At 73.8% G+C, this 25,466-nt stretch carries 17 protein-coding genes, 1 pseudogene and 1 other annotated feature; of the genes and pseudogenes, 7 read left to right on the top strand and 11 right to left on the bottom strand.

The genetic code is table 11. From position 1 onward, the window contains the following. The first annotated feature begins 16 nt into the window (after nucleotides 1–16). Complete coding sequence (locus ACPYO4_RS14815) at nucleotides 17–1,138, top strand: amidohydrolase family protein (protein ID WP_425710023.1); 1,122 nt, start codon at nucleotides 17–19, stop codon at nucleotides 1,136–1,138. Between the two features lie 123 nt (nucleotides 1,139–1,261). On the opposite strand, the gene ffh is transcribed toward ACPYO4_RS14815, so the two are convergent. The 9 genes from ffh to ACPYO4_RS14770 form a co-directional block, all read right to left on the bottom strand. After that, nucleotides 1,262–2,824, bottom strand: coding sequence for a signal recognition particle protein (gene ffh / locus ACPYO4_RS14810; RefSeq protein WP_425710022.1), 1,563 nt, complete (start codon nucleotides 2,822–2,824; stop codon nucleotides 1,262–1,264). Nucleotides 2,825–2,950: 126 nt separating this feature from the next. Next, nucleotides 2,951–4,834: an HD domain-containing protein gene (locus ACPYO4_RS14805; protein WP_425710021.1), complete on the bottom strand. Its 1,884-nt coding sequence runs from the start codon at nucleotides 4,832–4,834 to the stop codon at nucleotides 2,951–2,953. Further along, complete coding sequence (locus ACPYO4_RS14800; protein WP_425710020.1) at nucleotides 4,831–5,169, bottom strand: P-II family nitrogen regulator; 339 nt, start codon at nucleotides 5,167–5,169, stop codon at nucleotides 4,831–4,833. The genes ACPYO4_RS14805 and ACPYO4_RS14800 overlap by 4 nt, the downstream gene beginning before the upstream one ends. 8 nt (nucleotides 5,170–5,177) lie before the next feature. After that, nucleotides 5,178–6,485, bottom strand: a complete 1,308-nt coding sequence (locus ACPYO4_RS14795) for an ammonium transporter (RefSeq protein ID WP_425710019.1) — start codon at nucleotides 6,483–6,485, stop codon at nucleotides 5,178–5,180. A gap of 150 nt (nucleotides 6,486–6,635) precedes the next feature. Then, the gene (gene ftsY, locus ACPYO4_RS14790; RefSeq protein WP_425710018.1) at nucleotides 6,636–7,841 is read right to left on the bottom strand and encodes a signal recognition particle-docking protein FtsY; all 1,206 of its coding nucleotides are present in this window, start codon (nucleotides 7,839–7,841) and stop codon (nucleotides 6,636–6,638) included. Nucleotides 7,842–7,947: 106 nt separating this feature from the next. After that, nucleotides 7,948–11,568, bottom strand: coding sequence for a chromosome segregation protein SMC (gene smc, locus ACPYO4_RS14785; RefSeq protein WP_425710017.1), 3,621 nt, complete (start codon nucleotides 11,566–11,568; stop codon nucleotides 7,948–7,950). A 347-nt stretch (nucleotides 11,569–11,915) separates the two neighbouring features. After that, nucleotides 11,916–12,344 (bottom strand): nucleoside-diphosphate kinase, encoded by a 429-nt coding sequence (ndk, locus tag ACPYO4_RS14780; RefSeq protein WP_425710016.1) that lies wholly within the window; start codon nucleotides 12,342–12,344, stop codon nucleotides 11,916–11,918. Between the two features lie 183 nt (nucleotides 12,345–12,527). Beyond that, a complete protein-coding gene (locus ACPYO4_RS14775; RefSeq protein WP_425710015.1) occupies nucleotides 12,528–13,226 on the bottom strand; it encodes a DUF4233 domain-containing protein in 699 nt (232 codons plus the stop codon). Continuing rightward, nucleotides 13,223–14,980 carry an AMP-binding protein gene (locus ACPYO4_RS14770; protein WP_425710014.1) on the bottom strand — a complete coding sequence of 586 codons (1,758 nt, stop codon included), beginning with the start codon at nucleotides 14,978–14,980 and terminating at the stop codon, nucleotides 13,223–13,225. Before ACPYO4_RS14770 ends, ACPYO4_RS14775 begins: the two co-directional genes overlap by 4 nt. Before the next feature lie 213 nt (nucleotides 14,981–15,193). Between ACPYO4_RS14770 and ACPYO4_RS14765 the strand changes: the two genes are divergently transcribed. Beyond that, nucleotides 15,194–16,417 carry a cobalamin-independent methionine synthase II family protein gene (locus ACPYO4_RS14765; RefSeq protein ID WP_425710013.1) on the top strand — a complete coding sequence of 408 codons (1,224 nt, stop codon included), beginning with the start codon at nucleotides 15,194–15,196 and terminating at the stop codon, nucleotides 16,415–16,417. Nucleotides 16,418–16,588: 171 nt separating this feature from the next. Here ACPYO4_RS14765 and ACPYO4_RS14760 read toward each other — a convergent pair whose 3' ends face one another. Next, nucleotides 16,589–17,950, bottom strand: coding sequence for a phosphodiester glycosidase family protein (locus ACPYO4_RS14760; RefSeq protein ID WP_425710012.1), 1,362 nt, complete (start codon nucleotides 17,948–17,950; stop codon nucleotides 16,589–16,591). A 287-nt stretch (nucleotides 17,951–18,237) separates the two neighbouring features. Here ACPYO4_RS14760 and ACPYO4_RS14755 point away from each other — a divergent pair, with 287 nt between their 5' ends. The 3 genes from ACPYO4_RS14755 to ACPYO4_RS14745 all read left to right on the top strand — a co-directional run bounded on the left by ACPYO4_RS14755 (nucleotide 18,238) and on the right by ACPYO4_RS14745 (nucleotide 22,790). After that, complete coding sequence (locus ACPYO4_RS14755; RefSeq protein ID WP_425710011.1) at nucleotides 18,238–20,439, top strand: alkaline phosphatase; 2,202 nt, start codon at nucleotides 18,238–18,240, stop codon at nucleotides 20,437–20,439. 552 nt (nucleotides 20,440–20,991) lie between these two features. Continuing rightward, nucleotides 20,992–21,708 (top strand): DeoD-type purine-nucleoside phosphorylase, encoded by a 717-nt coding sequence (locus ACPYO4_RS14750; protein ID WP_425710010.1) that lies wholly within the window; start codon nucleotides 20,992–20,994, stop codon nucleotides 21,706–21,708. A gap of 53 nt (nucleotides 21,709–21,761) precedes the next feature. Beyond that, complete coding sequence (locus ACPYO4_RS14745; protein ID WP_425710009.1) at nucleotides 21,762–22,790, top strand: TetR/AcrR family transcriptional regulator; 1,029 nt, start codon at nucleotides 21,762–21,764, stop codon at nucleotides 22,788–22,790. A 67-nt stretch (nucleotides 22,791–22,857) separates the two neighbouring features. Here ACPYO4_RS14745 and ACPYO4_RS14740 read toward each other — a convergent pair whose 3' ends face one another. Beyond that, the gene (locus ACPYO4_RS14740; protein WP_425710008.1) at nucleotides 22,858–23,517 is read right to left on the bottom strand and encodes an HAD-IA family hydrolase; all 660 of its coding nucleotides are present in this window, start codon (nucleotides 23,515–23,517) and stop codon (nucleotides 22,858–22,860) included. A 178-nt stretch (nucleotides 23,518–23,695) separates the two neighbouring features. On the opposite strand from ACPYO4_RS14740, the gene ACPYO4_RS14735 reads away from it, so the two are divergent. Both ACPYO4_RS14735 and ACPYO4_RS14730 read left to right on the top strand, forming a co-directional pair. Continuing rightward, on the top strand, nucleotides 23,696–24,115 hold the full coding sequence (locus ACPYO4_RS14735) for a nucleotide pyrophosphohydrolase (protein WP_425710007.1): 420 nt from the start codon (nucleotides 23,696–23,698) through the stop codon (nucleotides 24,113–24,115). A 53-nt stretch (nucleotides 24,116–24,168) separates the two neighbouring features. Next, nucleotides 24,169–25,433 (top strand): annotated as a pseudogene (locus tag ACPYO4_RS14730) (IS3 family transposase). Next, nucleotides 24,454–24,586, top strand: a sequence feature (AL1L pseudoknot). (Overlaps the previous pseudogene by 133 nt.) Nucleotides 25,434–25,466 lie beyond the last annotated feature (33 nt).

Raw genomic sequence — 25,466 nt, 5'->3', positions numbered from 1 at the left:
GTGCCACCCTCCTCCTATGAGCGACCCGTCACGCCCGCTGCACCTGACCGGCACCGTCGTCGTCGACGACACCACCGTCCTGTCCGAGATCTGGGTGGCGGACGGACGGATCCACCTCTCTCCCCCGCCCGGGGCGGACTCGTTCGAGCAGGTGCGCGGCGTCGTCGTGCCGGGCCTGGTGGACGTGCACGCCCACATCGGCCTCGGCGCCGAGGGGGCCGTGGACGAGGCGACGGCCGAGGCGCAGGCGGTCGCGGATCGCGACTCCGGCGTGCTGCTCGTCCGCGACGCGGGCTCGCCCGCGGACACCCGCTGGGTCGACGACCGGGACGACCTGCCCCGGCTGATCCGCGCCGGCCGGCACATCGCCCGGCCCAAGCGGTACATCCGCAGCTTCGCCCGCGAGCTCGACGACGTCGCGCTGCTGCCCGAGGTCGTGGCCGAGGAGGCGCGGCGCGGGGACGGGTGGGTCAAGCTCGTCGGGGACTGGATCGACCGGTCGATGGGGGCCGACGCCGACCTCACGCCGCTGTGGCCGCGCGAGGTGCTCCGTGACGCCGTCGCGGCGGCGCACGAGAACGGTGCCCGGGTGACGATCCATACGTTCGCCACCGAGACGGTCGAGGACTGCCTGGCGGCCGGCGTCGACTGCCTCGAGCACGGGACCGGGATGACGACCGACCACATGGCCGAGCTCGCCGCTCGCGGCGTCCCGGTGACGGTGACGGCCCGGCAGACGTCCCAGTTCGGCGACTTCGCCGACCAGGCGGTGGCGAAGTACCCGATCTACGCCGCCCGGATGCGGGCGATGCACGAGCGGCGGCGGGACTTCTGGGGCGAGGTCGTGGCGGCGGGCGTGCCGCTCCTCATGGGATCGGACGCCGGGGGCACGCTCGACCACGGGACGCTGCCGGCCGAGCTGGTGGCGTGCGCCGAGCTAGAACTCCCGCACGCCGACGTGCTCGCGGCGGCGAGCTGGCGCGGGCGGGACTACCTCGGCGTGGACGGGATCACCGACGGGGCGAGCGCGGACCTCGTCGTCTACCCGAGCGACCCCCGGGCGGACGTGAGCGTCACGCAGCGGCCGACGGCGATTGTCCTCCGCGGCACCACCTACCGCCCCCACTCCGGCGAGTGAGGGGATTCTTCCGCGAGTGAGCGCGGTTCCGCCTCACCAGTGAGCGGGGTTCTGCCTCACGAGTGAGCGCGATTCTGTCCGGCACACGAGGACCGAGAAGTGCTCACTCGGCGACGAGACGCCTCAGCGCAGGTACTTCTGCAGCTCGGAGATGTCGAGGTCCTCAGGCGAGGGCTGGACCGGGCCGCTCCCGCCACCGCCGAACGAGGCGCCCTTGGGCGCGGACGCCCGCGCGGCGAGCTCGCGCTCCTGCTGCGCACGCTTCGCGGGGTTGCCGCTCTTGCCCTTCTTCTTCTTGACCTGCGGCGCCTGGCGGCCCTTCGACTTCTTGCCGCCACCCATCCCGGGGCCACCGGGCATACCCGGCATCCCGGGCATCCCCCCGCCACCGCTGCCCATCTTGCGCATCATCACGCGCGCCTGCTCGAAGCGCTCGAGCAGGGAGTTGACCTGCTGGACGGTGGTGCCCGCGCCCTTGGCGATCCGCGAGCGGCGCGAGCCGTTGAGGATCTTCACGTTGTCGCGCTCGGCCGGCGTCATCGACCGCACGATCGCCTCGACCCGGTCGACCTCGCGCTCGTCGAAGTTGTCCAGCTGATCGCGCATCTGGCCCATGCCCGGGAGCATCCCGAGCATCTTCTTCATCGAGCCCATCTTCTTGATCTGCTGGAGCTGGCCGAGGAAGTCGCCGAGCGTGAAGTCGTCGCCGGCGAGCTTCTCGGCGAGCTTCTCCGCCTCCTCGGCGTCGTAGGTCCGCTCCGCCTGCTCGATGAGGGTGAGCACGTCACCCATGTCAAGGATGCGCGACGCCATGCGGTCGGCGTGGAAGCGCTCGAAGTCCTCGAGCTTCTCACCCGTCGACGCGAACAGCACCGGCACGCCGGTGACGCCGCGGACGGACAGGGCGGCACCACCTCGTGCGTCGCCGTCGAGCTTGGACAGGACGACCCCGGTGAAGCCCACGCCCTCGGCGAACGCGTTGGCGGTGGTCACCGCGTCCTGGCCGATCATCGCGTCGAGGACGAACAGGGTCTCGTGCGGCTGGACGACGTCGCGGATGTTCGCGGCCTGCCGCATCATCTCCTCGTCGACGCCGAGGCGGCCCGCCGTGTCGACGATGACGACGGAGTGCATGGCCTGCCGGGCTCGCTCGAGGCCCGTGCGTGCGACCTCGACCGGGTCCCCGACGCCGTTGCCCGGCTCCGGCGCCCACACCGCCACGCCGGCGCGCTCGCCGACGATCTGGAGCTGGGTGACGGCGTTGGGCCGCTGGAGGTCCGAGGCGACGAGCAGCGGGGTGTGCCCCTGGTCGCGCAGCCACTTGCCCAGCTTCCCGGCCAGCGTGGTCTTGCCCGCGCCCTGGAGGCCGGCGAGCATGATGACCGTCGGCGGGTGCTTGGCGATGTGCAGGTCGCGCGACTCGCCGCCGAGGACCTCGACGAGCTCCTCGTGGACGATCTTGATGACCTGCTGACCCGGGTTGAGTGCCTTGGACAGGTCGGCGCCCGTGGCGCGCTCACGGATCGCGGCGGTGAACTCCCGGACGACCGGCAGCGCGACGTCGGCCTCGAGCAGGGCGCGCCGGATCTCCCGGACCGTGCCGGCAACGTCCTCCTCGGACAGGCGCCCCTTCCCGCGCAGGCCCTTGAAGGCGCCGGTGATCCGGTCGGAGAGGCTGGCGAACACGTGGGTCCTTCGTCGGTCGGGGCGCTGCGGCGGTGCCGGGCAGCTCGGCACGGGTCGCCGCGCGCAGTCAGGTCGTTGCCCACAAGGGTAACAACGGGTCCGGTGGCGCCGGGGTGGTGGACGCCGCTAAGCGAACGTGGCATCCACCGCGGCCGTGAGCCTGTCGACGAGCTCGGCGCGCCACCGGGTCCATGCGCGGGGACCCGCGGCACGGGCGTCGGCCTCGGTCAGCGCCCGGAGCAGATGGAGACGCTCGCGCGAACCGACCCGGCCGGCGACCTCGTCGACCACGGCCGGGTCCGAGACGTCGCGGCCGGTCGCGGTCTCCGCGAGCAGGAGGTGCTCGGCCACCAGATGAACGATGTCGGCACGGTCGGCGGCGCGGACACCGAGGCGCACCAGGAGCGGGTCGGCGATGCGCGCACCGCGCGCGGAGTGGTCCCGCTCCCCCGGGAGCTTGCCGAGGTCGTGGAGGAGTGCGGCGAGCAGCAGCCGAGGGTCGCTCGCCCCGCCCGCCGCCGTGAGACCCGGCGTCCCGGGGAGCTCCGCGAGTCCTGCCACCGTCAGCAGGAGGTGACGGTCGACCGTGCGGGTGTGGACGGCGGTGCGCTGGGGCCGGTTGCGGATCGGTGCCCACTCGGGGAGCCAGACGGCGACCACGCCGACGAGGTCGAGCGCGTCGAGGACGTCCAGCGCCCGCGTCCCCGCGGCGAGGACGGCGAGGAGGTCGGTGAGCGCCTCGGGGGGCCACCGCCCGTGCTCGCCCGCCGGGTCCGGGCAGCGGGCCAGGGCGGTCGTCGTCACCGGCGAGAGCGGGAGGCCGTGCTCGATCGCGGCGCGGGCGGCGCGGAGCGGGAGGAGAGGATCGCTCGCGGGGTCGGCACCCGCGGCGAGGACGACCTCGCCGTCGTGGGCGACCAGGCCGGGCGCGAGCGTGGTGAGCCGCGGCGGACGCCCGGCCCGCAGGGCGGCGGTGATGAGTCGGCCCCGCGGACGGGTGGCGGCCCGGCGGGCCGAGCGCAGCGTCGTGTCGAGCGCATGCCGGATCGTGCGGCCGGCCGCGCTCACCCCTGCAAGGAGCTCGTCGGCGGGGTCCGCACCGGCCTCGGTGCGGCCGGGCGAGGCCCCGGGGGACGGCACCGCCCCGCGCAGCTCGTCGAGCTCCGCCCGCGTGCGCGGGGCACGGTCGCCGAGCCCCATGGCGGACGCCACGGCGTCCTGGTCGTGCAGGGTGAGCCGGGAGGCCGCCCGGCCGGTGACCACGTGCAGCGCGTCGCGCACGTCGCACAGGTGCGAGACGGCGTCGTCGATCTCCCCGTGCGGCCGGTCCGTGAGCCAGGACGCTGCGAGGGCGGAGACGATGCGGGCGTCCCGCAGCCCGCCACGACACTCCTTGAGGTCGGGCTCGCTGAGGTGGGCGAGGTCCCCGGTCCGCCGCCCGCGCGCAGCGACCGCGCCGGCGAGGTCCTCGAGGCGGACCCGGGCCGCCCCGCGCCAGTCGGCCAGGACCGCCGAGGCGGCCTCCGCGCCGAGGTCGGCGTCGCCCGCCAGGTTCCGCATGCCCAGCAGGCCGACGGCGGCGGGCACATCGGTGGAGGCCACGGACCGGCAGTCCGCGAGCGTCCGCACGGAGTGGTCCAGCGTGAGGCCCGCGTCCCAGATCGGGTACCACAGGGCGTCCGAGAGAGCGGCGAGCGTCACGTCGTCGCGGGAGCCGTCGTGCAGGAGCACGAGGTCGAGGTCGGCGCACGGCCCGCCGTCGCGTCGTCCGAGCGAGCCGACGCACGCGAGCGCCACGCCTCGTCGAACATCGGTGCCCAGCCGGCGCCCGGCGTCCGCCCAGAGCTCGACGAGTGCGGCGTCGGTCAGGTCGGCGAGCGCGCGGCGGTAGGCCCGCCCGTGCTCCAGGGCACCGGTGGCGAGCTCGGCGGGCGCCGGGGGGCGAACGGCGCGGCGGGCGGCCCGCAGCTCGGTGAGGAGCCGGTGACCGCCCGCCGCGCCGGTGCTCACAGGGCCTCGGAGCCCCGTTCGCCGGTCCGGACGCGGACGACCTGCCCCACGTCGGAGACCCAGACCTTGCCGTCACCGATGCGGCCCGTGTGGGCGGCGCCGACCACGGCGTCGAGCACCTGATCGGCCTCCGCGTCGTCGACGAGGACCTCGATGCGGACCTTGGGCACGAGGCGGACCTCGTACTCGGCACCGCGGTAGACCTCGGTGTGGCCGTGCTGGCGGCCGAAGCCGTTGGCCTCCGAAACGGTCATACCGGTGACACCCGCGGCCTCGAGGGCCGCCTTGACGTCCTCGAGCCGGAACGGCTGGATGATGGCGGTGATGAGCTTCATGTCGGTCCTCACTTCTCCGATCCGGTGAGCAGTCGCCCGGAGCCGATGCCCTCGTAGGCACTCTCCGCGTGCTGTGCGGTGTCGATCCCGCTGGCCTCGTCATCATCGCTCACGCGCCAGCCCATGGTGGCCTTGAGGACGAGCGCGATCACGAGGGTGACGAGCCCCGAGTAGACCACGGCCACGACCGCGATGAGGGCCTGGACGATCAGCTGGTCCGCGCCGTCGCCCATGAAAAGACCGCCCTCGTCAGCGAGCAGGCCGACGACGATCGTGCCGACCAGTCCGCCGACCAGGTGGACGCCGACGACGTCGAGCGAGTCGTCGAACCGCCACCGGTACTTCAGACTCACCGCGAGCGCGCAGAGCACGCCCGCGACCGCGCCGAGGACGATCGAGGTGACGGGGTTGAGCGCCCCGGCCGCCGGGGTGATGGCGACGAGACCGGCGACGGTGCCCGAGGCGGCGCCGAGCGACGTCATGTGCCCGTCACGCAGGCGCTCGACGACGAGCCAGCCGAGGATGGCGGCCGCCGTGGCCGACGTCGTGTTGACCCACGCGAGACCGGCGGTGCCGTCGGCCGTGAAGGCGGAGCCGGCGTTGAAGCCGAACCAGCCGACCCACAGCAGGGCGGCGCCGATCATCACGAGCGGCAGGTTGTGCGGCCGCATCGGCACCTTGCCGAAGCCCTTGCGCCGACCGATGACCAGGGCGAGGACGAGGCCGGCGATGCCCGCGTTGATGTGGACGACCGTGCCGCCGGCGAAGTCGATCGGCTCGGCGATCGAGCCGAACCACCCGTCGCCGGAGAGGATGCCGCCACCCCAGACCATGTGGGCCATCGGGAAGTAGGACAGCGTCACCCACAGGGCGGCGAAAACGAGCCAGGACGCGTACTTCACGCGTTCGGCGATCGCCCCGGAGACCAGTGCGGTGGTGATGATGGCGAAGGTTGACTGGAAGGCCACTCCCACGTAGGCGGGTACGCCGAGGTCGTCGATGATGTGGGCGCCGTCCGCGTCGACCACCTGACCGTCGAGGGCGAAGCCGTCGAACGGGTTGCCGAGGATGCCCCCGAGCGAGTCGCCGTAGCTCATCGACCACCCCCACAGCGGGTAGATGACGCCGACGACGGCGATGACGCCGAAGCTCATCATCATCATGTTGAGCACCCCGCGGCTGCGGGTCATGCCGCCGTAGAACAGGGCCAGGGCCGGCACGGTCATCATGAGCACGAGCGTGGCGGACATCAGCATCCAGGCCGTGGCGCCGGTGTCGAGCGTCGGCGCTGCCGACGTCGCGATGAGTGGTGTCATGTCTCCTCCTCGCCGGCACCGTCGGCCGGTCTGGGAGGCACTCTCCTTCGAGCGTGTTTCGCCGCGGCGCGGCCCAGGTTTCACCCGTGTAACCGGCAGCGCCGCCACGTGACGATCACGTGACGGCGCCGGGAGACGGTGCGGTAGGCGTCAGCCGAGCAACGAGTCCACGAAGTCCTCGGGGACGAACGGCGCGAGGTCGTCGGGGCCCTCGCCGAGCCCGACGTACTTCACCGGCACGCCGAGCTCGCGCTGCACGGTGACGACGATGCCACCCTTCGCGGTGCCGTCGAGCTTGGTGAGCACGATGCCGGTGACGGACACGGCCTCGGAGAAGATCTTCGCCTGCTGCATGCCGTTCTGACCCGTGGTCGCGTCGAGGACGAGCAGGACCTCGCGGACGGGCGCCTGGCGCGACATCACGCGCTTGATCTTGCCCAGCTCCTCCATGAGGCCGGCCTTGTTCTGGAGTCGGCCGGCGGTGTCGACGACGACGACGTCCGCATCCTGCTCCCGGCCGCTGCGCACGGCCTCGAACGCCACCGACGCCGGGTCGGCGCCCTCGGTCTCGGACCGGACGACGGGCACGCCGACGCGCTCGCCCCAGGTGGTCAGCTGCTCGGCGGCGGCCGCACGGAAGGTGTCGGCGGCGCCGAGGACGACCGAGTGCCCCTCGGCGACGAGCACGCGCGCGAGCTTGCCGATCGTCGTCGTCTTGCCCGTGCCGTTGACGCCGACGACGAGCACGGTCGCAGGGTGGGGCGCGCCGTCGTCGCCGAGGACGGGGCTGAGGTCGAGGGTGCGGTCCGCGTCGGGCCCGACGAACTCCAGGAGCTCGCGGCGCAGGATGTCCTTGACGGCGCCGGCGTCGCCCGCGCCGGTGACCTTGGCCTCCGTGCGCAGGGTGTCGATGAGCTCGGTGGTGGGGCCGATGCCGACGTCGGCGACCAGCAGCGTGTCCTCCAGCTCCTCCCAGTCCTCCTCGGTGAGCGAGTCGCGCGAGAGGATTGAGAGCAGGGCCTGGCCGAACGACCCGGAGCGGGCGAGGCGGGCGCGCAGGCGCTGGAGCCGCGAGGTGACGGTCTCGGGCTGCTCGAGGGTCGGTGTCGGCGGGGCCGCCGGCTCGGCGGCGCCCGGTTCGGCGACGTCGGTCCCCGCGCGGTCCTCGTCGATGACGGCGGTCGGCGCGGCGGAGGCGCCCGACGCCGGCTCCTCACCGGAGGGGTACGGGCTCGACTCCCCCGGGGGAAGCGTGTCGTCGCGCCTGCGGCGCGAGGGGACGAGCCAGAGTCCGGCGATCAGCCCGACGACGAGCAGGGCTCCGACGACGGTCAGGATGATGTACGGGGTATCCACGGCCACAGTCTCTCAGGAACGCGGACGGCCGGCGTCGCGCTCCCCGGTGGTCGAGAGGCGGCGGGCGGGGCGCGGGGCGGCGCGCAGCCCGGGAACGGGGACTCCGTCAGGCCGAGGCGTCGGCGCGTTCGATGCGCTGGGAGATCACGGTCGACAGCCCCCCGCGCATGGTGACGCCGTAGAGCGCGTCGGCGACCTCCATCGTGCGCTTCTGGTGCGTGATGACGATGAGCTGGGAGGACTCGCGCAGCTCGGCGAAGATCTCGATGAGGCGGCCGAGGTTGACGTCGTCGAGGGCGGCCTCGACCTCGTCCATCACGTAGAACGGGCTCGGGCGGGCGGTGAAGATCGCCACGAGCAGGGCGACGGCCGTGAGCGAGCGTTCCCCGCCCGAGAGCAGCGAGAGGCGCTTGACCTTCTTGCCCGCGGGCCGCGCCTCGATCTCGATGCCGGTGGTGAGCATGTCGTCCGGGTCGGTGAGCACGAGACGGCCCTCGCCGCCGGGGAACAGCCGGGGGAACACGCGCTCGAACTGGGCCGCGGTGTCGTGGAACGCGGAGGTGAACACCTCCTCGACCCGGGCGTCGATGTCCTTGACGATCTGGAGCAGGTCCTCGCGCGAGCGCGTGAGGTCGGCCAGCTGCTCGGTGAGGAACTGGTGGCGCTCCTCCAGGGCGGCGTGCTCCTCGAGCGCGAGCGGGTTGACCTTGCCCAGGCGAGCGAGGTCCTTCTCCGCCCGGGCGAGCCGCTTGACCTGCTCCTCGCGGACGAAGGGCCGGGGCTCGGGCGGCTCCTCGCCGTCCGCGACCGGCGCGGTGGAGGGGACGAGCACGTGGGGCCCGTACTCCTCGAGCAGGACGTCGGGGTCGGTGCCGAGCTCCTCGACGGACCGCTCCTCCGCCTGGCGCACCCGCATCGTGTGCTCGGTGCGGGCGAGCTCCTCGCGGTGCGCGGCGTCGCGCAGGCCGAGCAGGGTCTTGTCGATCTCGGCGAGCTGGGAGCGCACCGAGGTCGTGGCCTTCTCCCGGTCCTCCCGCTCGGCCTCGGCCTCGGCGCGGCGCGCGGCGGCCTCCCCCACGGCGCGGTCCGCGGCGGCCACGCCCTCCTGGGCACGCTCGTGGACCTCGGCGGCGACCGCTGCCTGTCGGCGGCGTCGCGCGGCCCGGTCAGCGGCGGCGGCGCGGGCCGCGCGCTCGGTGCGGGCGGCGGCCTCGAGGGAGGCGGCGCGGCCGGCGAGCGCGCTCACCCGCTCCTCGACGGTGCGCAGCGCGAGGCGGGTGTCGGTCTCCGCGGAGCGGGCCTCCCGCGCAGCGGCGGTCGCCTGGTCCCGCTCGGTGGTGGCGCGCTCGAGATCGGCCTCGGCCTCCTCGGGCTCGCGGCCGGCGAGCTCGAGGCGCTCCCCCAGCTCGGCGAGGACCTCGCGGTGCTCGGCCAGCGCGGTCTCCGCCTGCTCGCGGGCGGGGCCGGACCGCTCGACCTCCGTGCCCGAGTCCCGGATTGTCTGGCGCAGGCGGCCGAGCCGCTCGGTGACGGCGGACATCTCGGCGTCCGAGGCGTGCAGGGCGTCCAGCGCGCCGGCGGCCTGCGCCCGGGCGGCCTCGACCTCCTCGCGGGCCGGGCCGAGCGCGAACCGGGTGGCCTCGGCGCGGCGCGCGGCGTCGTCGACGTCGGCGAGGGCCTGCTCGTGGGCGGCGTGCAGGCTGAGCACCGAGGACTCCTCGCCCCCACCGCCGGACACGGCCGCGGCACCGACGACGTCGCCGTCGCTCGTCACCGCCGTGAGGTCGGGGCGGGCCGCGACGGCCGCCCGGGCCGCCGTGAGGTCCTCGGCGAGGACGACCCGGTCGAGGAGCCGGGCGAGGGTGACGGCGACGTCGGTGCGCGCCGTGACGACCGACGGGGCCGCGACGACGCCGTCCGGGAGGTCGCCGGCCGACGAGCCGCCCGCCGCCGGCGGGGCGTCGGCGCCGGGGTCCGCCGCGACGACGAGGCGCAGCTTGCCGCTTCCCTCCTCGCGGCTGGCGCGCAGAGCGGTGACGGCGGCATCGAGCGAGGCGACCACGTGCGCGGCGGCGAGCGGCCCGAGGGCGGCGGCGACGGCGTCGGCCCACTCGGCCTCGACCTCGAGGTGCTCCGGGAGGGGGCCGAGCAGGCCCTCGACGTCCCCGGCCGGCGCGGCGTCGGAGGCGGCCAGGCCGAGGGCCAGTGCCTCGGCGCGGGACTGGGCGGAGGTACGTGCCTCCTCGGCGGCGCGCAGATCCTCGTCGAGCCGCTCGGTCTCGGCCTCGGCGGCCGCGAGCCGGTCGGCGGCCCTCTCGTAGGCGTCGTCGAGGTCCTCCTCGCCGGACTCGGCGCCCGCGACGTCCCGCTCCAGGCGGTCGAACTCGCGCTGCGCGTCCTCGGCGCGGGTGCGGGCGGCGGCCTCGGCGTCGTGCAGGCGGTCGAGCTCGGCCTGGGCGGCCTCGAGTCGGGACCGGCGCTCGGCCACCTGGCCCGTGAGCCGGGCGAGCCCCTCGCGGCGGTCGGCGTCGGCGCGGTGGACGGCGGCGAGCGCGTGCTCGGCCGCGCGCTCGGCGGTCTCCGCCTCCGTGCGGCGGGCCTCGGCGTCGGTCAGGGTGGTGCGGGCGGCGTCGAGCTCGACGCCGAGCTCGGCCTCCGCGGCGCGAGCCTGCTCGGCGCGGGCCTGGAGGACGTCGGGGTCGCGGGCGTCGTCCTGGCGGCCGGCGCCCTCGCGGTCGCCGTCCTGGGCGGGCCCCTCGTCGTCGTGCTCTTCGCCCGTGCCGCCGAGGAGGCGGACCCGTTCGGTGGCGACGTCGGTGAGCGCCCGCAGCCGCTCGCGCACGCCGGAGAGCCGGTACCAGGTGTCGGTGGCGGCGCCGAGCCGCGGGGCGGCGTCGGCGGCGGCCTGCTCGAGGGCGGCCAGCGAGCGCCGCGCGACGTCCTGCTCGCCCTCGGCCTGCTCGAGGCGGGCGGCGATCGCGGCGGTGTCGGTGGTCGCGGAGTCGGCGGCGGCGCGGAGCTGGGCGAGGTCGTCGGCCAGGAGACGGGCGCGGGCGTCGCGCAGGTCGGTCTGGACCACCTGGGCGCGGCGCGCGACGTCGGCCTGGCGGGCGAGCGGACCGAGCTGGCGGCGGATCTCGGCCGTGAGGTCGCTCAGCCGGGCGAGGTTCGCGGCCGTGGCCTCGAGCTTGCGCAGCGCCTTCTCCTTGCGGCGGCGGTGCTTGAGGACGCCGGCGGCCTCCTCGATGAAGCCGCGGCGGTCCTCGGCGGTCGCCTGGAGGACGGAGTCGAGCCGTCCCTGCCCGACGATGACGTGCATCTCCTTGCCCATGCCCGTGTCGGACAGGAGCTCCTGGATGTCGAGCAGCCGGCAGGACTCGCCGTTGATCTGGTACTCGGAGCCGCCGGAGCGGAACAAGGTGCGGGAGATCGTCACCTCGGTGTACTCGATGGGCAGCACGCCGTCGGTGTTGTCGATCGTCAGCGAGACCTCGGCGCGACCGAGCGGGGCGCGGCCCGTGGTGCCGGCGAAGATCACGTCCTGCATCGAGCCGCCGCGCAGGGACTTCGCGCCCTGCTCACCCATCACCCAGCTGAGGGCGTCGACGACGTTGGACTTGCCCGACCCGTTCGGCCCGACCACGCACGTGATGCCGGGCTCGAGGTGGAGGGTCGTCGCCGACGCGAAGGACTTGAAGCCCCGCATGGTCAGCGTCTTGAGATACACGCCCGCGAGCCTAGGTCAGGAGGGCCGTGATCCAGCGGAACCCGCCCGAGCATCTGTGACGAGTGAGCGGACTTCCGCCCGACGAGTAAGCGCGGTTCTGCTCGCCATGCTGCGGGCAGTGAGTGGGCGGCGTCGCGCTGTCGCCGAGCCAGTGGGGTAACCATCGAGGCAGTGCCCCGCGTCGACTGAATCGGCACATAGCCCACTGACTCACCGACCGGAGAGCCGAACCGGACTGAACCGAACCGGACCGGCGACCGAATCGCGCTCACTCGCCGCACAGAGATCCGCTCACTCGCCGGCGGGGCGGTGCGCCAGAAGTGCGGAGCGTCAGAACAAGCGGTGCGTCAGGAGGCGGCGAACCAGAGGGAGATCTCGCGCTCGGCGCTCTCGACGGCGTCGGAGGCGTGGACGAGGTTCTCGATGACAGCGCCGCCGCCCTCGTGCCCGAGGTCCCCGCGCACGGAGCCGGGTGCCGCGACGGTCGGGTCGGTCGCGCCCACGATGGTGCGGATCCCCTCGATGACGCGGTGGCCCTCGACGACGGCCGCCACCACGGGGCCGGAGCCCATGAACTCCACGAGCCCGCCGAAGAAGGGGCGCTCCGCGTGCTCGGCGTAGTGCTGCTCGAGCAGCGCACGGTCCGGGTGCAGCAACTGCAGCGCGGTGATCGTGTAGCCCTTGGTCTCGATGCGGCGCAGGATCTCGCCGGTGAGGTGGCGGGCGACGCCGTCGGGCTTGACGAGGACGAGGGTGCGCTCGAGCGGGGAAGTCATGCCCGCAGCCTAGTGGCGCGGCGCGCCAGGTCCGTGCGCCCGCCGCACCCAGGGATGCGCGGCCGGCAGCGGTCAGGCGCCTCGGCCGTCGCCAGGTGGTCGGGCACCGGCGGCCGTCGCCACGCGGTCAGGTGCCCTCGGCTGTCGCCAGGTGGTCGGGCACCCTCGGCCGTCGCCACGCGGTCAGGCGCCCTCGGCTGTCGCCAGCCGGTGGTGCTCGAGCTCGGCGGCGTAGCGGACGCGCCGGTCGGCGTCGATGTCGTCCCCCGTGCGCAGCGCGATGAGCCACAGCAGAGCGAAGACGATCGCGAGGCTGAGCACCATCGGCACGACGAGCGCGACGGCGGCCAGCCCGATCTGGACGAACCAACCGAGCACGCCCACCTCGCGCGGGTACTTCCGCACGAGTCCCGCCCCGACGACGCACACCACGAGCGCCGTCATCCCGACCGCCCACACCCACGGCAGCGGTGCCACGCGCAGACCGTGCGCGACCAGGGTGGCGAAGAGCATGACGAACGCCTCGAGCGCGAGGATCGCCGTGAGGAACAGAACCCGGGCGGACCTCGGCGGGCGCGGCGCGGCGGGGGCTACCTCGTCGGCCCGCCCGGCCGAGGGTGCCTCGTCCGGCGTCGTCCCGGCGGGGGCTACCTCGTCGGCCTGCCCGGCGGAGGGTGCCTCGTCCGGCGTCGTCCCGGCGGGGGCCACGTCGTCGGCCCGCGCGGCGACGTCCGTCCGATCGGGTGCGGCCGAGGAGTCCGGCGCCGTCCGGGGTGCGTCCGCACGCTCGCTGCGGTCGACCTGCTCGGCGGGAGCGGGGCCGTCCGGCCTCTGCCCGGCGTCGTCCGCCTGCCCGATGCCGCCCGCCTGCTCGCTCGTCACTCCCCCAGGGTAGTTCGGCCGAGGACGACCCTGGCGCGGTGCGCGACGGCGGCCCGCTGGACCTGTGCGCCGTACCGGACGTCGACGGGGATCCGGGGCATCCGCAGCACGGCGTCGAGCCGGACCGGCACCGGACCGGAGCCGGCCACCGCAGCCTCGGCCGCCACGGCCCCGGCCACCGCGGCGCGCGCCGCGGCGGTCAGGCCGCGCGGGGCCCTCGACGCCTTCGCCCGGGCACCCCGGTGGCGCCGCGGGTCGGTCTCGAGGACCGCCACCACGTCCTGCGCCCCACGCGGCCCCACCCCGACGACGCACGCCGCCGTCACGCCCGGGATCGCCCGGAGCGCGATCTCGAGCGCGATCGGGGTGACGACTCCGTTCTCGGTGGTGATCTCGTGCCCGACCCGGCCCTCGAGCCAGAGCCGGCCCTCGGCGTCGAGGTGGCCGAGGTCACCGGTCCGGTGCCACCCGACCAGTGTCTGGGCGCGCGCCTGCTCGGCGGCCGGCAGGAGGTAACGGTCGCGCAGGTGGGGCGCGGTGCCGACGACCTCGCCGGTCACGCCGGGCGTGCTCACCGCGTCCCCGACCGGCGCGCCGAGGTGGTCGAGCGGGACGATGCCGACGCGGGCGCCCGGGACTGGTCGTCCCACGCAGGTACCGCCGCCCGCCCCGTCCGCGCTCGACGCCGTCGCCGCCCGTAGCTCGGGCAGCGTGAGGTCGGTGAGCGGGAGCAGCCCGGCCATGCCGTAGGGGGCGTGCATCTCGGGCTCGCCGAGCAGCCTCGCGGCGCGGGCGAGCTCACCGGCGGTGACGGGCGCCCCGCCGACGACGACGCGGCGCAGCCGGGTGAGCGCGTCCCGTTCGTCGGGGGCGAGCCGGCCGGCCGTCGCGACGACCGAGGCCAGGCCGGCCGGGCTCACGGCGAGCGCCGGCGACGGGACGCGGCGGGCCGCCCGCGCGAGCTGCGATCCGGTGAGCGTGCCCGGGCGCCCGGTGCCCGGGATAACCGCGGGCGCCCCGACGGCGAGGGCCAGCAGGGCGGCCGGCGCGAAGCCCGCGACCAGGCCGTGGTCGTGGTCGAGGGGGACGACCTGGGTCGTCGCCTCGCACATGGCCGCGAGCGTGCGGTGCGTGTAGACCACGCCGTTGGGACGCAGTGAGCCGGCGGCCTGGAAGACGACGAGGGCGTCGTCGTCGGGGTCCGGCTCCTCCGGGAGGGCGACCCCGCCGGCGACGAGCTCCCGACCGTGGTCGAGGATCTCGAGGAACACGCCGCGCAGGCCGAGCAGCCGGCGCTCGTTGGCGGTGATCACGCGGTCGAACGGGGTGCGCACGAGGTAGCGGTTCGCCGTCCAGCCGCGCACGCGTGCGGCCCGCGCGGCCACCGGCGTGCCGAGCAGGTGGTCGAGCTCGGCGCCGCGCAGCGCCCGGTCGAGGCCGCGGGCACCGAGGCGCGGGTCGGCGAGCACGGCGACGCCGCCGAGGCGCAGGACCGCGAACAGGCTGAGCGTGAGCTCGACGCCGGGCGGGATCGAGACGCCGACCCGCTGGCCGGGCCGGACCCCGGCGTCCTTCAGCCCCAGGGCGAGCATCTCGACGTCGTCGGCGAGCTCGCGCCAGGTGACACGTCGGCGCAGGCCGGGGTCGTCCAGGACGAGCGCGGCGGCGTCCGACCCGCGGCGCTCGCGCAGCTGGTGCCACAGGGGCCGGTACCCGGCCGTCGCCGCATGCCCGTCGGGGTGCTTGTCGATCACCCGGCCAGCGTAATGACGGCCCGCACCCTCCGTGGCCCGGCCGGTGCGACGGCCGGGAGCAGGGCACGGCGTCCCGTCATCTGGACCTCCCCCGACGGGCGCGGCGCGGCCGGCCGCGCGGTGCCAGAGTGGGCGCCCGGGCGTGGCGCGCGACGTCGTCGTACGCCGTTCCCGCGCCCCGACGCCAGCCCGTCCCCGATCCGAGAGGTCACCATGTCGAAGGTCCGCACCACGCACGCCGGCTCGCTGCCCCGCACCGCCGCGCTGATCGACGCCAACGCCGCGCGCGCCGAGGACCGCATCGGTCAGGCCGAGCTCACCGCGCTGCTGGAGTCCGAGGTCGCGGGCGTGGTCGCGCGGCAGACCGAGGCGGGCCTCGACCACGTCAACGACGGCGAGTACGGCAAGCTCATGAGCGAGTCCGTCGACTACGGCGCCTGGTGGTCCTACTCGTTCGGGCGCACGGGCGGCCTGACCATCGACCCGGACGACCAGTCGTGGGCCGCGGACAGCTACGTCTCCTCCCCCGGCGACGTGCGCCTGACCGGCTTCCTCCACCGCCGCGACCGGGCGCTGTTCGCGGACGCCTACGCCGACCCGACGTCGGGCATCTGGAGCGGCGGCGACAAGCCACGCCCGTTCCCGGTCGTCACCGGCGAGCTCACCTACACCGGCGCCGACGCCGTGCGGGCCGACGTCGACCACCTCGTCGCCGCGCTCGCGGCCGCCGGCAAGGAGCCGAGCGCCGGCTTCGTCACCGCCCTGTCCCCCGGCTCGGCGACCCGCATCACCGACCGGTTCTACGGCGACGAGGACGCCTACCTCGACGCCTGGGCGCGCGTCCTGCGCGAGGAGTACAAGGCGATCCTCGACGCCGGGCTGTGGCTGCAGATCGACGACCCGTCGGTGGCGGAGAACTTCGACCAGATCACGCCCGAGCCGGCGGTGGCGGACTACGTCGCGTTCACCGAGAAGCGCGTCGCTGCCCTCAACCGGGCGCTCGAGGGGCTGCCGACGGAGCGCGTGCGGTTCCACCTGTGCTGGGGCTCGTGGCACGGCCCGCACTCGACCGACCTGCCGCTGGCGGACATCGCCCCGACGATGCTCACGGTGAACGCCGCCGCCTACTCCTTCGAGGCCGCGAACGTGCGCCACGAGCACGAGTGGCGGGTCTGGGAGAACCTCGCGCTGCCGGCCGACAAGGTGCTCGTGCCCGGCGTGGTCTCGCACGCCACCAACGTCCTCGAGCACCCCGAGCTCGTCGCCGACCGCATCGAGCGGTTCGCGCGCCTCGTCGGACCGGAGCGCGTGTGGGCGTCGACCGATTGCGGGCTCGGGGGACGTGTCCACGAGCAGATCGCGTGGGCGAAGCTGGACTCACTGGTCGAGGGCGCGCGGATCGCGGACCGGCGCCTCGCGGGCGGCGCGGCGGCCTGAGCGCAGGCCGGCCGGCCCGAGTGCGAAGCGCGGGCCGAGCGAGGGGCGGCGGCCTGAGCGCAGGCCGGCCGGCCCGTCGCAGCCCCCCTGCACGACGGCGGAGCTCACCTGCACGGTGAGCCCCGCCGTCGTGCATGTGGTCGGGTCGGGCGCCCCTGCCGCCGGCCAGGATCAGCCGGCGAAGACCCCGATGCCGTTGGGGACCTCGCGCAGGACCTCGATGCCGTCCTCGCGGCTGCGGCTCAGCAGCGAGAACTCGTCATCGACGCCGGGCCGGCCGAGCATCGTGCTCGAGCCGCCGCCGTCGAGGAGGACGGCGTCGTCGGACCCGAGCTCGGCCATGACGACCGCCGCGTCCCGGGTGGAGGCGCCGACGCTGTCGGGGTTCCGGCCGTCGACGACGAGGAGGAACAGCGTGCGCCCGTCCTCGGACACGCCGGCGAGCGTGCGCGGGTTGAGCGGTCGCTCCGGGATGGTGCCGACCTCGCCGTCGCGGACGACGACCCCGCCGCCGACGGCCCAGTCGAGCCGTCCGGCGCCGTCCGACCGCGACCGCATGTGCGTCCGCACGCTGTCGCCGACCTCGAGCCCGCGCAGCTCGTCCGCGCCGTCCTCGCGGCCGAGGAGGACCTGCTGCCCCTCCTCCAGCGCACCGGTGCCGCCGGCCGTCTCGGCGACGTCGACGACGCGACCGTCCTCCAGCAGCACCTCGAGCACGTCATCCGTGCACGCCGCGCCGCGGGCGGTCTCGTCGCCGCAGGCCGCTCGCGCCCGCGTGTCGTCGCCCCACGTGTCGCCCCACCGGGCGTCGAAGAGCGTGATCTGGTCGGTCGCCATGCCGTACTGGTTGAGGCCGTCGATGTCGATCGGTCGCTGGCCGCGCGGGGCGGCGAAGGCGTCGAGCTCGACGTCCGTGACCACGCCGCGGCCCGAGCGTGTGACGCCGACGACCTCGTCGCCGTCGTTCCAGGCCGCGTCGAGCGACTCGCCGTGCCGCTGGGCGTAGGGCACCGCGGACTGGCGGATCTCGCCGTCGCGGATCTCCACGCCCGCGGCCGCGAAGGTGGCGGCGATCTCCCCGTGGGTCGGGTCGACCGTGTTCTGGAAGAAGTCGCCGTTGACGGCGGCGATGGCGCCGGCGTCCTCGCCCATGTCGTCCAGGCGCTGCGGCGTGGTGATCGTCGGCCCGGTGATGAGGTCGGTGCCGGCCGTGCGCAGGTCGACCGCGAGGAGGTTGGCGGTCGAGGCGCCCTCGGGCGTGGTCACACGGTAGGTCGTGTGCTGGACGCCGTCCGCGAGCTCGCCGACGCCGGTCCGCTCGATCTCGATGTCCTCCGACTCGGCGGTCGGGGCGGGTGCGGGGGCGGACGGCGAGGGGCCGGCGGGCGCGGCGAGAGGTGCGGTGGCGGACACGTCGGCCGCGGCCGGCACGGCGGCGGCACCCATCGCCGTCGTCGCGAGCGCGAGAGCCGAAAGGGCGAGAGTGCGCGGATGTAGTCGTGACCGGTGCGTGCGGTGGGTGATGGCTGCCATGGGACGTCCCCTTCGTCTGGCTCGGTTTCGGACGCGGCGGACGCTAGGCAGGCCCCGTGTCCGGCGCGCGACCGGCGCGCGACGGCACGGCAAACTCCTGCGCGCGCGGTCGGTCCGCTCATATGTGGGACCTGCCCGTTCACGGAGTGGCCACCGTCCGTTGGTACGCACATCGCCGTGCGGTCGACTGCCCTCCGTACGGTCGCCGCGCCGTCCGACCCCCTCGCCAGACCCCGTGATGTGGACGGCCTCACACCGCACGTCCCCCTGAGCAGAGGAGATCTCCCATGCGCACGCACAGGACCGGCCGACGCCGGTCGATCGGACTCGGGCTGGCGGCCGCCGGCGCGGTCGTCCTCTCGGCCCTTGCCGCTCCAGCGACCGCCGACGAGCCGAGCGAGGGCGAGCCCGCTGCACGGGACGCGACCGACGCCGCGAACGCCTCCGCGGGTGCTTCCAATACCTCCGATAACGGCTCCGAGGACGGGCCGGACAACATCATCGTCGTCGTCGGCGACGGCATGGGCTACAACCACATCGACATGGCGAGCATGTTCGAGTCCGACCAGAGCCGCTACCAGGTGGCCGTCGACCCGGAGGCCGGCACGATCGAGGACGTCGACGGGGACACCCCGACCCAGGTCTACGAGCACTGGCCCGTCCAGTACGCCATGAGCACTTTCTCGGTCGGCGGCTCCTACGACCCCGAGGTGATGTGGGGCGACTTCGCCGCCTCCACGCTGGCCGCCCCGACCGACTCGGCCGCGGCGGCCACCGCCATGGCCACCGGGGTGAAGACGATCAACCAGGCCGTCGGCGTCGACCGCGAGGGTGCGCCGATCGAGAACGTCGTCGAGCGGGCGCAGGCGCAGGGCCGCGCCACCGGCGTCGTCACGAACGTCGTGGTCCCCCACCCCACGACGGCCGCCTTCGCCATCCACAACGAGAGCCGCCTCGACTACCTCGCGGTCTCCGACCTGCTGGTCGACGAGAGCGGCCTCAACGTGGTCATGGGCTCCGGCCACCCCTGGTACGACGACAACGGCGACCGGTACGACGAGCCGGACTTCAACTACGTGAGCGAGGAGACCTGGACGCGGCTGGAGAACGGCGACACGCCGTTCGAGTTCATCGAGGAACGGGCCGACTTCCAGGCGCTCGCGGGAGCCGAGGCACCGCCGACGCACGTGATGGGCTTCGCGCAGGCGTGGACCACCACCCAGGAAGCCCGGGGCGACGGCGAGAGCGACGTCCCGTTCGAGGACCCGTTCATCGAGACGGTGCCCGAGCTGTCCGAGATGACGCTCGGCGCCCTCAACGTCCTGGACAACGCCTCCGACGAGGGCTTCTTCCTCGCGGTCGAGAGCGGCGCGATCGACTGGTCCTCCGAGCTCAATGCCCCGGCCCGGGCCATCGAGGAGACCATCACGCTCAACGAGACGGTCGAGGCGATCTCCGACTGGGTCGAGACCCACAGCAGCTGGGACGAGACGATGGTCGTCGTCACCGCCGACCACGAGGCCGGCTACATCACCGGCCCGGACTCCGATCCCGCGTGGACGCCCATGGTGTCCAACGGCGTGGGCGAGCTGCCGGACCACGAGTGGCACCGACTGGCCCACTCCAACCACCTCGTGCCCTTCTTCGCCATCGGCGCCGGCTCCGAAGCCTTCCACGCCCGCGCCACCGGGGAGGACCCGGTCCGCGGGAGCTACCTCGACAACGCCGACATCGGACAGGTCATGCTCGACGAGCTGTGGGCCGAGCAGGACGACCCGGGTGAGCCGGACCCCGAGCCGGTGCCGCCGTCACCGGGGCGTGGGTTCTACCTGAACGACGGGTGGGAGATCTGGGCCGATCACGAGTTCAGCTTCGGCCGCCCGGGTGACGAGGTCCTGGTCGGTGACTGGGACGGCGACGGCAGCGACACGCTCGCGGTCCGCCGAGGCAACAGGTACTTCCTGTCCAACTCGCTGTACGGCGGGGCGGCCGAGGTCGAGCTGACCTACGGCCGCGCGGACGACGCGGTGCTGGTAGGTGACTGGGACGGCAACGGTGCGGACAGCTTCGCGGTGCGTCGTGGGAACAGCTACTTCCTGTCGAACTCCCTGACCGGTGGGAACGCGGATGCGGTGCTGGACTACGGCCGCGCCGACGACACCGTGCTGGTCGGGGACTACGACGGCGACGCCGTCGACACCTTCACCGTCCGCCGCGGCAACACCTACTTCGTCTCGAACTCGCTCAGCACGGGCTGGGCGGACGTCGAGCTGGACTACGGCCGGGCGTCGGACGACGTCCTGGTCGGTGACTGGGACGGCGACGCGGTCGACACCTTCGCCGTGCGCCGCGGGAACCTCTACCTGGTGTCGAACTCGCTGACCTCCACGGTGGCCGACACCGAGGTCCGGTACGGCCGGGCCGGCGACGAGGTGTACGTCGGTGACTGGGACGGCGACGGCTCCGACACCCTCGGAGTCCGCCGCTGACCAGAACCTGATGCCGATCATCGGCGAGTGAGCGGACCTCTGCTCTGCTCCACGAGTGAGCGGAGTTCTGCTCCACGGATAGGCGCCGCCCGGATCTCGGTCCGGGCGGCGCTCAACTGTCGGGCGGGCCCCGCACCCTGATGGGGTGCGGTGCCCGCCCCTCGTCGTCATTCCCTGCACCAGCTCGACATGGTCCCGCCCGGCATCGGCTCGGTCAGTTCGGTGAGGCAGTGGGGTAATCGCCGAGTCAGTCGACCGGGGGGCATGTCTCGATGGATACCTGATTGACTCGGTGACGACGCAACGACGCGACACCGCAACTCGCTCTCCAACGGACCGAACCCCGCTCACTCGCGACACGGAGCCGGCAGAAGTCCGCTCACTCGCCACACGGAACGGACCGAACCGCGCTCACTCGTCGAGAGAGTGGCCGGCCGGGCGGTTCGTCCGGACCGGCATCGCAACGGACGGACCCACGCCACGTCCCATCCGTGGAATCATTCACACGACGCCGTCACCTGCGGCGCCTTTGTCGACGTCAGGATCATTGTCATGGCTACCCCTCACATCGCCGCCGAGCCCGGCGACATCGCCCCGGCCGTCCTCCTGCCCGGTGACCCCCGGCGCGCAGCACGCATCGCCGAGCTCCTCATGCCCGACGCCCGCGTGGTCTCCGACGTCCGCGCGAACAAGGTCTTCACGGGCGAGGTCGACGGCAAGCCGCTGTCCGTCATGGCCTCGGGCATGGGCATGGCCTCGACGGTCCTGTACGCCAACGAGCTGTTCGAGCACTTCGGCGTGCAGCGCATCGTCCGGGTCGGCACCGCCGGCGGCCTGGCGCGGCACGTGCGGGTCGGCGACGTCGTCGTCGCGCTGGGCGCACACACCGACTCCGCGATCAACGTGCCCCGGCTCCCCGGCCTGCACTTCTCGGCGATCGCCAGCTATGGGCTCGTGGCGGCGGCGGTCGCGGCGGCGAAGGAGCACGCGGGAGACACGCCTGTGCACGTCGCACCGATCGTGTCGCGGGACCACTTCTACGGCAACGCGGCCGATCTCAACGAGGCTCTGGCCTCCTACGGCACGCTCGCCGTCGAGATGGAGGCCGCCGGCCTGTACGGCGTCGCGGCGGAGTACGGCCGGGAGGCCCTCGCCGTCCTCACGATCTCCGACCACCTCCTCGACCACTCGGGCGACATGTCGCCCGAGGACCGCGAGACACGTTTCACCCTCGCACTCACGCTCGCCCTGGCGGCGGCACACTCCTGACCGACCCCACGACCGGGCCGACGAGGGCCCGACCTCCCAGAACGAGGAACCCGATGGACGACGAGAGCTCGCAGCCCGGGCGCCGACCGCTGCCCTGGGTCCGCACGACCACACCGGTCGACCCGCCACGGGCACCGATCGACTCGGAGCCCACGGGGTCGGGCAGCGACCGGATCCGCACGCCGGGCAGCGAGCAGGGGCGCACGCCCGGCAGCGCCCCGGGTGCTGCCGCCGCCGCGAGCGCCCTCCCTGATCCCGCACCGGACCTCGACCCGCACCCGGAGGACAACCGGCCCTCACGACGCCGCCCCACGGTCTCCGGCCGACCGTTCGAGCCCTGGCTCGCGGCCGGCGACCGCCTCCCCCCGCCGGGCGGGTACCGCTTCGACCCGAGCGAGGTCCGCGCGGGCCGCACCCGCATGTCACGTCGGGCCCCCGTCATGGCCACCAGGCGTGGTCCCGGGCGCCCGAGGAACGCGGACGCGGAGCGCAAGGCGTTCGCCGCGGTTCTCGAGCTGTTCGGCCAGCGCGGCTGGGCGGGCCTCTCCCTCGACGCCGTCGCCGCGGAGGCCGGCCTGGGCAAGTCGTCCATCTATCTGCGCTGGACGGACAAGCAGGCGCTGCTCATCGACGCGCTCAAGCACGTGGACGTGACGGTCGTGGCGCCGGACGCCGGCCAGGACGACGGCCCCGGGGTGCGCGAGTTGCTGATCTTCGCCGCCAACCGCCGCATCACGCAGTACGGCGGGACCTACGGGCCTGCGCTGTACCGCCTCAACATCGAGGCGCGCATCTACCCCGAGGTCTTCGACACGATCTGGCAGGAGACGATCGGGGCGAGCATCCGCGAGCTCACGGCGACGCTCCTGGAGAAGGCAGAAGGTGTGCACACGCCGACCGAGGAGGACGCCACCGACCTCATCACGTCGGTCGAGGGCACCGCGATGTACCTGGCGTTCGTCGCCCATCCCGCGGCGATGCCCGGCATGTCCGACCTCCACGACCGCATCGAGCGCATGGTCGACCGCCATCTGCACGGGATCCGGGAGTACATGGACCGCCGGGCCCGGGGGCTCGAGTAGCCGGGCCCGGTCAGTCGGGCTCGAGTAGCCGCGCCCGGTCAGTCGGGCGCCACCAGCACGCGCCGGATCAGTCGGGGGCGATCAGCCCGCGCCGCTCCAGCAGCTCCCGCGCGGCGTCCGCGCCCTGCCAGAGGTGTGCGTCCAGGCCGGCCGCCACGGCGGCGTCGACGTTGACCTGCCGGTCGTCGAGGAAGATCACCCGACCGGCGGGCACGTCCATGTGCTCGACGGCGTCCTCGTACGCCCGGCGGTCCGGCTTGCTCAGCTGCGTGAAGCAGGAGAAGCGCTGGACCGCGATGAGCTCCGACCACGGCTGGTTGTCGAAGGTCCGCGCGAGCGCCGTCGGGGCGTTCGACAGCACCCCCAGGCGGACGCCGGCCCGGTCGAGGTCGCGCAGCAGCGCGAGCACCGCGGGCGTGAGGCGTGCCCAGCGCTGCACATCCGCCGCCACGAGCTGCTCGACGACCTCGGCGGAGAGCTCCGGCCCGTCGGCGTCGTCGGAGACCTGCTGCCAGTAGGCGGTGTCGTCGCCGGTGCGGTCGTACTCCTCGCGGCGGGCCATGACGGCCTCGGCGAGGGCGTCGACCTGGGGACCCGTGGTTGGCAGGCCGAGGAGGCGGGCCGCGATCGAGACGACGGGACCGTTGGAGGCAAGGGTGCCGCCGACGTCGAAGAGCACGGCACGCTCGGCGGGGGGACGCTCGTCGGGCTCGTTCACGTCGATCATCGAACCACGCCCGGGTGTCCGGGCGCTGTCCGGAGCGGGGCATCACGGTGGTCCGTGCCTGCGATGCCACGGCCACGCTCGGCCAGGACACCGAGCATCCTCGCCCGCTTCTCGCCCCGCGCCCGAGCATCCTCGGCCCCTCCTCGCCCGTGCACCCGTGAGCCGGTAGAACGGGACCATGGATCTCGACCGCGTGCGCGACGACCTGCGGACCTTCGCCGCCGAGCGCGACTGGGGCCAGTTCCACGAGCCGCGCAACCTCCTGCTCGCCCTCGTCGGCGAGGTCGGCGAGCTGGCCGAGCTCACCCAGTGGCGCACGGACGACGAGCTGCGCGACCTGGCACGGACGCCCGACGGCGCTCGGGACCTGGGTGACGAGCTCGCCGACGTCCTGTCCTACCTCGTGCAGACCGCGGACAGCCTGGGCCTCGACCTCGGTGCCGCGTGGGAGGCGAAGATGGTGACGAACGCGGCCAGGTACCCGGCGCACCTCGCCCGTGGCTCGAACGCGAAGTACACGGCCTACGGCACGGGCACAGACACCGACGACGACGGATCCACACTCGACGACGACACACAGCCCGACGCCGGCACTTGAACCGCCCTGGGTCTCCTGGAGGGTGCTGATCTAGCAAGGGGAGACTGGTTCTTGTGTCAGCACCACGGAAGTACGACGAGGAGTTCCGAGAGCGCGCGGTTCGGATGTACCGCGAGAAGATCGCCGAGGGGGCCGAGTCCAAGCTCGGTGCCCGCAAGCATGTGGGAGCGTTGCTGGATCTGAAGCCGGCAACGCTCCGGAACTGGGTCGAGGACGCCGAACGCCACGAGGGCACCCGCCCGGCGGCCACACGTTCAACAGAGTCCGAGGAGGTCCGAGCGCGTCAGGAAGCGCGTGGCCGAGCTCGAGCGGGCCAACGAGATCCTCAAGACGGCGTCCGCGTTTTTCGCTCAGGCGGAGCCAGGCCGCCGACTCAAGTGATCGTGGCCTACATCGACTCCTACCGGGACAGGTTCGGCGCCCGTGCCGATCTGCGTCGTGCTCAGCGAGCACGGCGTGAAGATCGCGCCGTCCACCTACTACACGCACAAGGTCCGGCCGGTGAGCGAAGCGCTGCTGGAAGAGGCCTACCTCGCGAACGCGCTGGTCACTCTGCACCGGGAGAACTGGGGCGTCTACGGGGTGCGCAAGCTCTGGCACGCCGCTCGGCGCGCCGGTCTCGAGGTCGGTCGGGACCAGGTCGGACGGCTCATGAGAATCGCCTTCGATCACGGGCGCGATCCGGGGTCGGCACCGGACGGTGACCACCCGCTCGCGCGGTGATGCGCCACGTCATCCCGACCTGGTCAAGCGCGGCTGGAACGTGCCCACCGCGACGGATCAGCTGTGGGTCGCGGACTTCTCCTATGTCTGGACGCTGACCGGGTTCGTCTACGTCGCGTTCGTCGTGGACGTCTACTCCCGCCGGATCCTGGGCTGGCGGGTGGCCTCCTCGATGCGAGCGGTCCTGGTCACCGACGCTCTGCGTCAGGCGATCGGTGTCCGTCACCGGGCCGGCGCCACCTGGGAACACGGCCGACTCATCCATCACAGCGATGCCGGAGCTCAGTACGTTTCGCTGGCGCTGACCGCCGAGCTCGCCGAGGCAGGAATCGCCGGATCGATCGGCACGGTCGGCGACGCACTGGACAACGCGCTGTGCGAGTCGACGATCGGCCTGTTCAAGACCGAGGCGATCAATGACGGCGGACCGACGTGGAAGAACCACGCCGAGGTCGAGTGGCAGGTCGCCCGATGGGTCCATTGGTACAACCACGGACGCCTGCACTCGTCGGTCGGACACGTGCCCCCCCCCATTGAGTTCGAGAACGCTCACCGGCAGGCTACGACCGCAGCCCCGAACTCGGAGGCCGCGTAAACAACCACCCTCCGGGAGACCCAGGGCGGTTCA

The organism is Georgenia sp. Z1491 (assembly GCF_049856175.1).
Classification (GTDB): Bacteria; Actinomycetota; Actinomycetes; order Actinomycetales; family Actinomycetaceae; genus JB111.
Note: the sequence above shows the minus strand (reverse complement) of the source record. Positions and strands in the feature narration are given on the sequence as shown.

What these genes read in the sequence shown, in the direction of transcription:
- ACPYO4_RS14815 (WP_425710023.1), top strand. Translation starts at nt 17, where the DNA reads ATGAGCGACCCGTCACGCCCGCTGCACCTGACCGGCACCGTCGTCGTC.
- ACPYO4_RS14800 (WP_425710020.1), bottom strand. Translation starts at nt 5,169, where the DNA reads ATGAAGCTCATCACCGCCATCATCCAGCCGTTCCGGCTCGAGGACGTC.
- ACPYO4_RS14795 (WP_425710019.1), bottom strand. Translation starts at nt 6,485, where the DNA reads ATGACACCACTCATCGCGACGTCGGCAGCGCCGACGCTCGACACCGGC.
- ndk (WP_425710016.1), bottom strand. Translation starts at nt 12,344, where the DNA reads ATGACTTCCCCGCTCGAGCGCACCCTCGTCCTCGTCAAGCCCGACGGC.
- ACPYO4_RS14765 (WP_425710013.1), top strand. Translation starts at nt 15,194, where the DNA reads ATGTCGAAGGTCCGCACCACGCACGCCGGCTCGCTGCCCCGCACCGCC.
- ACPYO4_RS14760 (WP_425710012.1), bottom strand. Translation starts at nt 17,950, where the DNA reads ATGGCAGCCATCACCCACCGCACGCACCGGTCACGACTACATCCGCGC.
- ACPYO4_RS14755 (WP_425710011.1), top strand. Translation starts at nt 18,238, where the DNA reads ATGCGCACGCACAGGACCGGCCGACGCCGGTCGATCGGACTCGGGCTG.
- ACPYO4_RS14750 (WP_425710010.1), top strand. Translation starts at nt 20,992, where the DNA reads ATGGCTACCCCTCACATCGCCGCCGAGCCCGGCGACATCGCCCCGGCC.
- ACPYO4_RS14745 (WP_425710009.1), top strand. Translation starts at nt 21,762, where the DNA reads ATGGACGACGAGAGCTCGCAGCCCGGGCGCCGACCGCTGCCCTGGGTC.
- ACPYO4_RS14740 (WP_425710008.1), bottom strand. Translation starts at nt 23,517, where the DNA reads ATGATCGACGTGAACGAGCCCGACGAGCGTCCCCCCGCCGAGCGTGCC.
- ACPYO4_RS14735 (WP_425710007.1), top strand. Translation starts at nt 23,696, where the DNA reads ATGGATCTCGACCGCGTGCGCGACGACCTGCGGACCTTCGCCGCCGAG.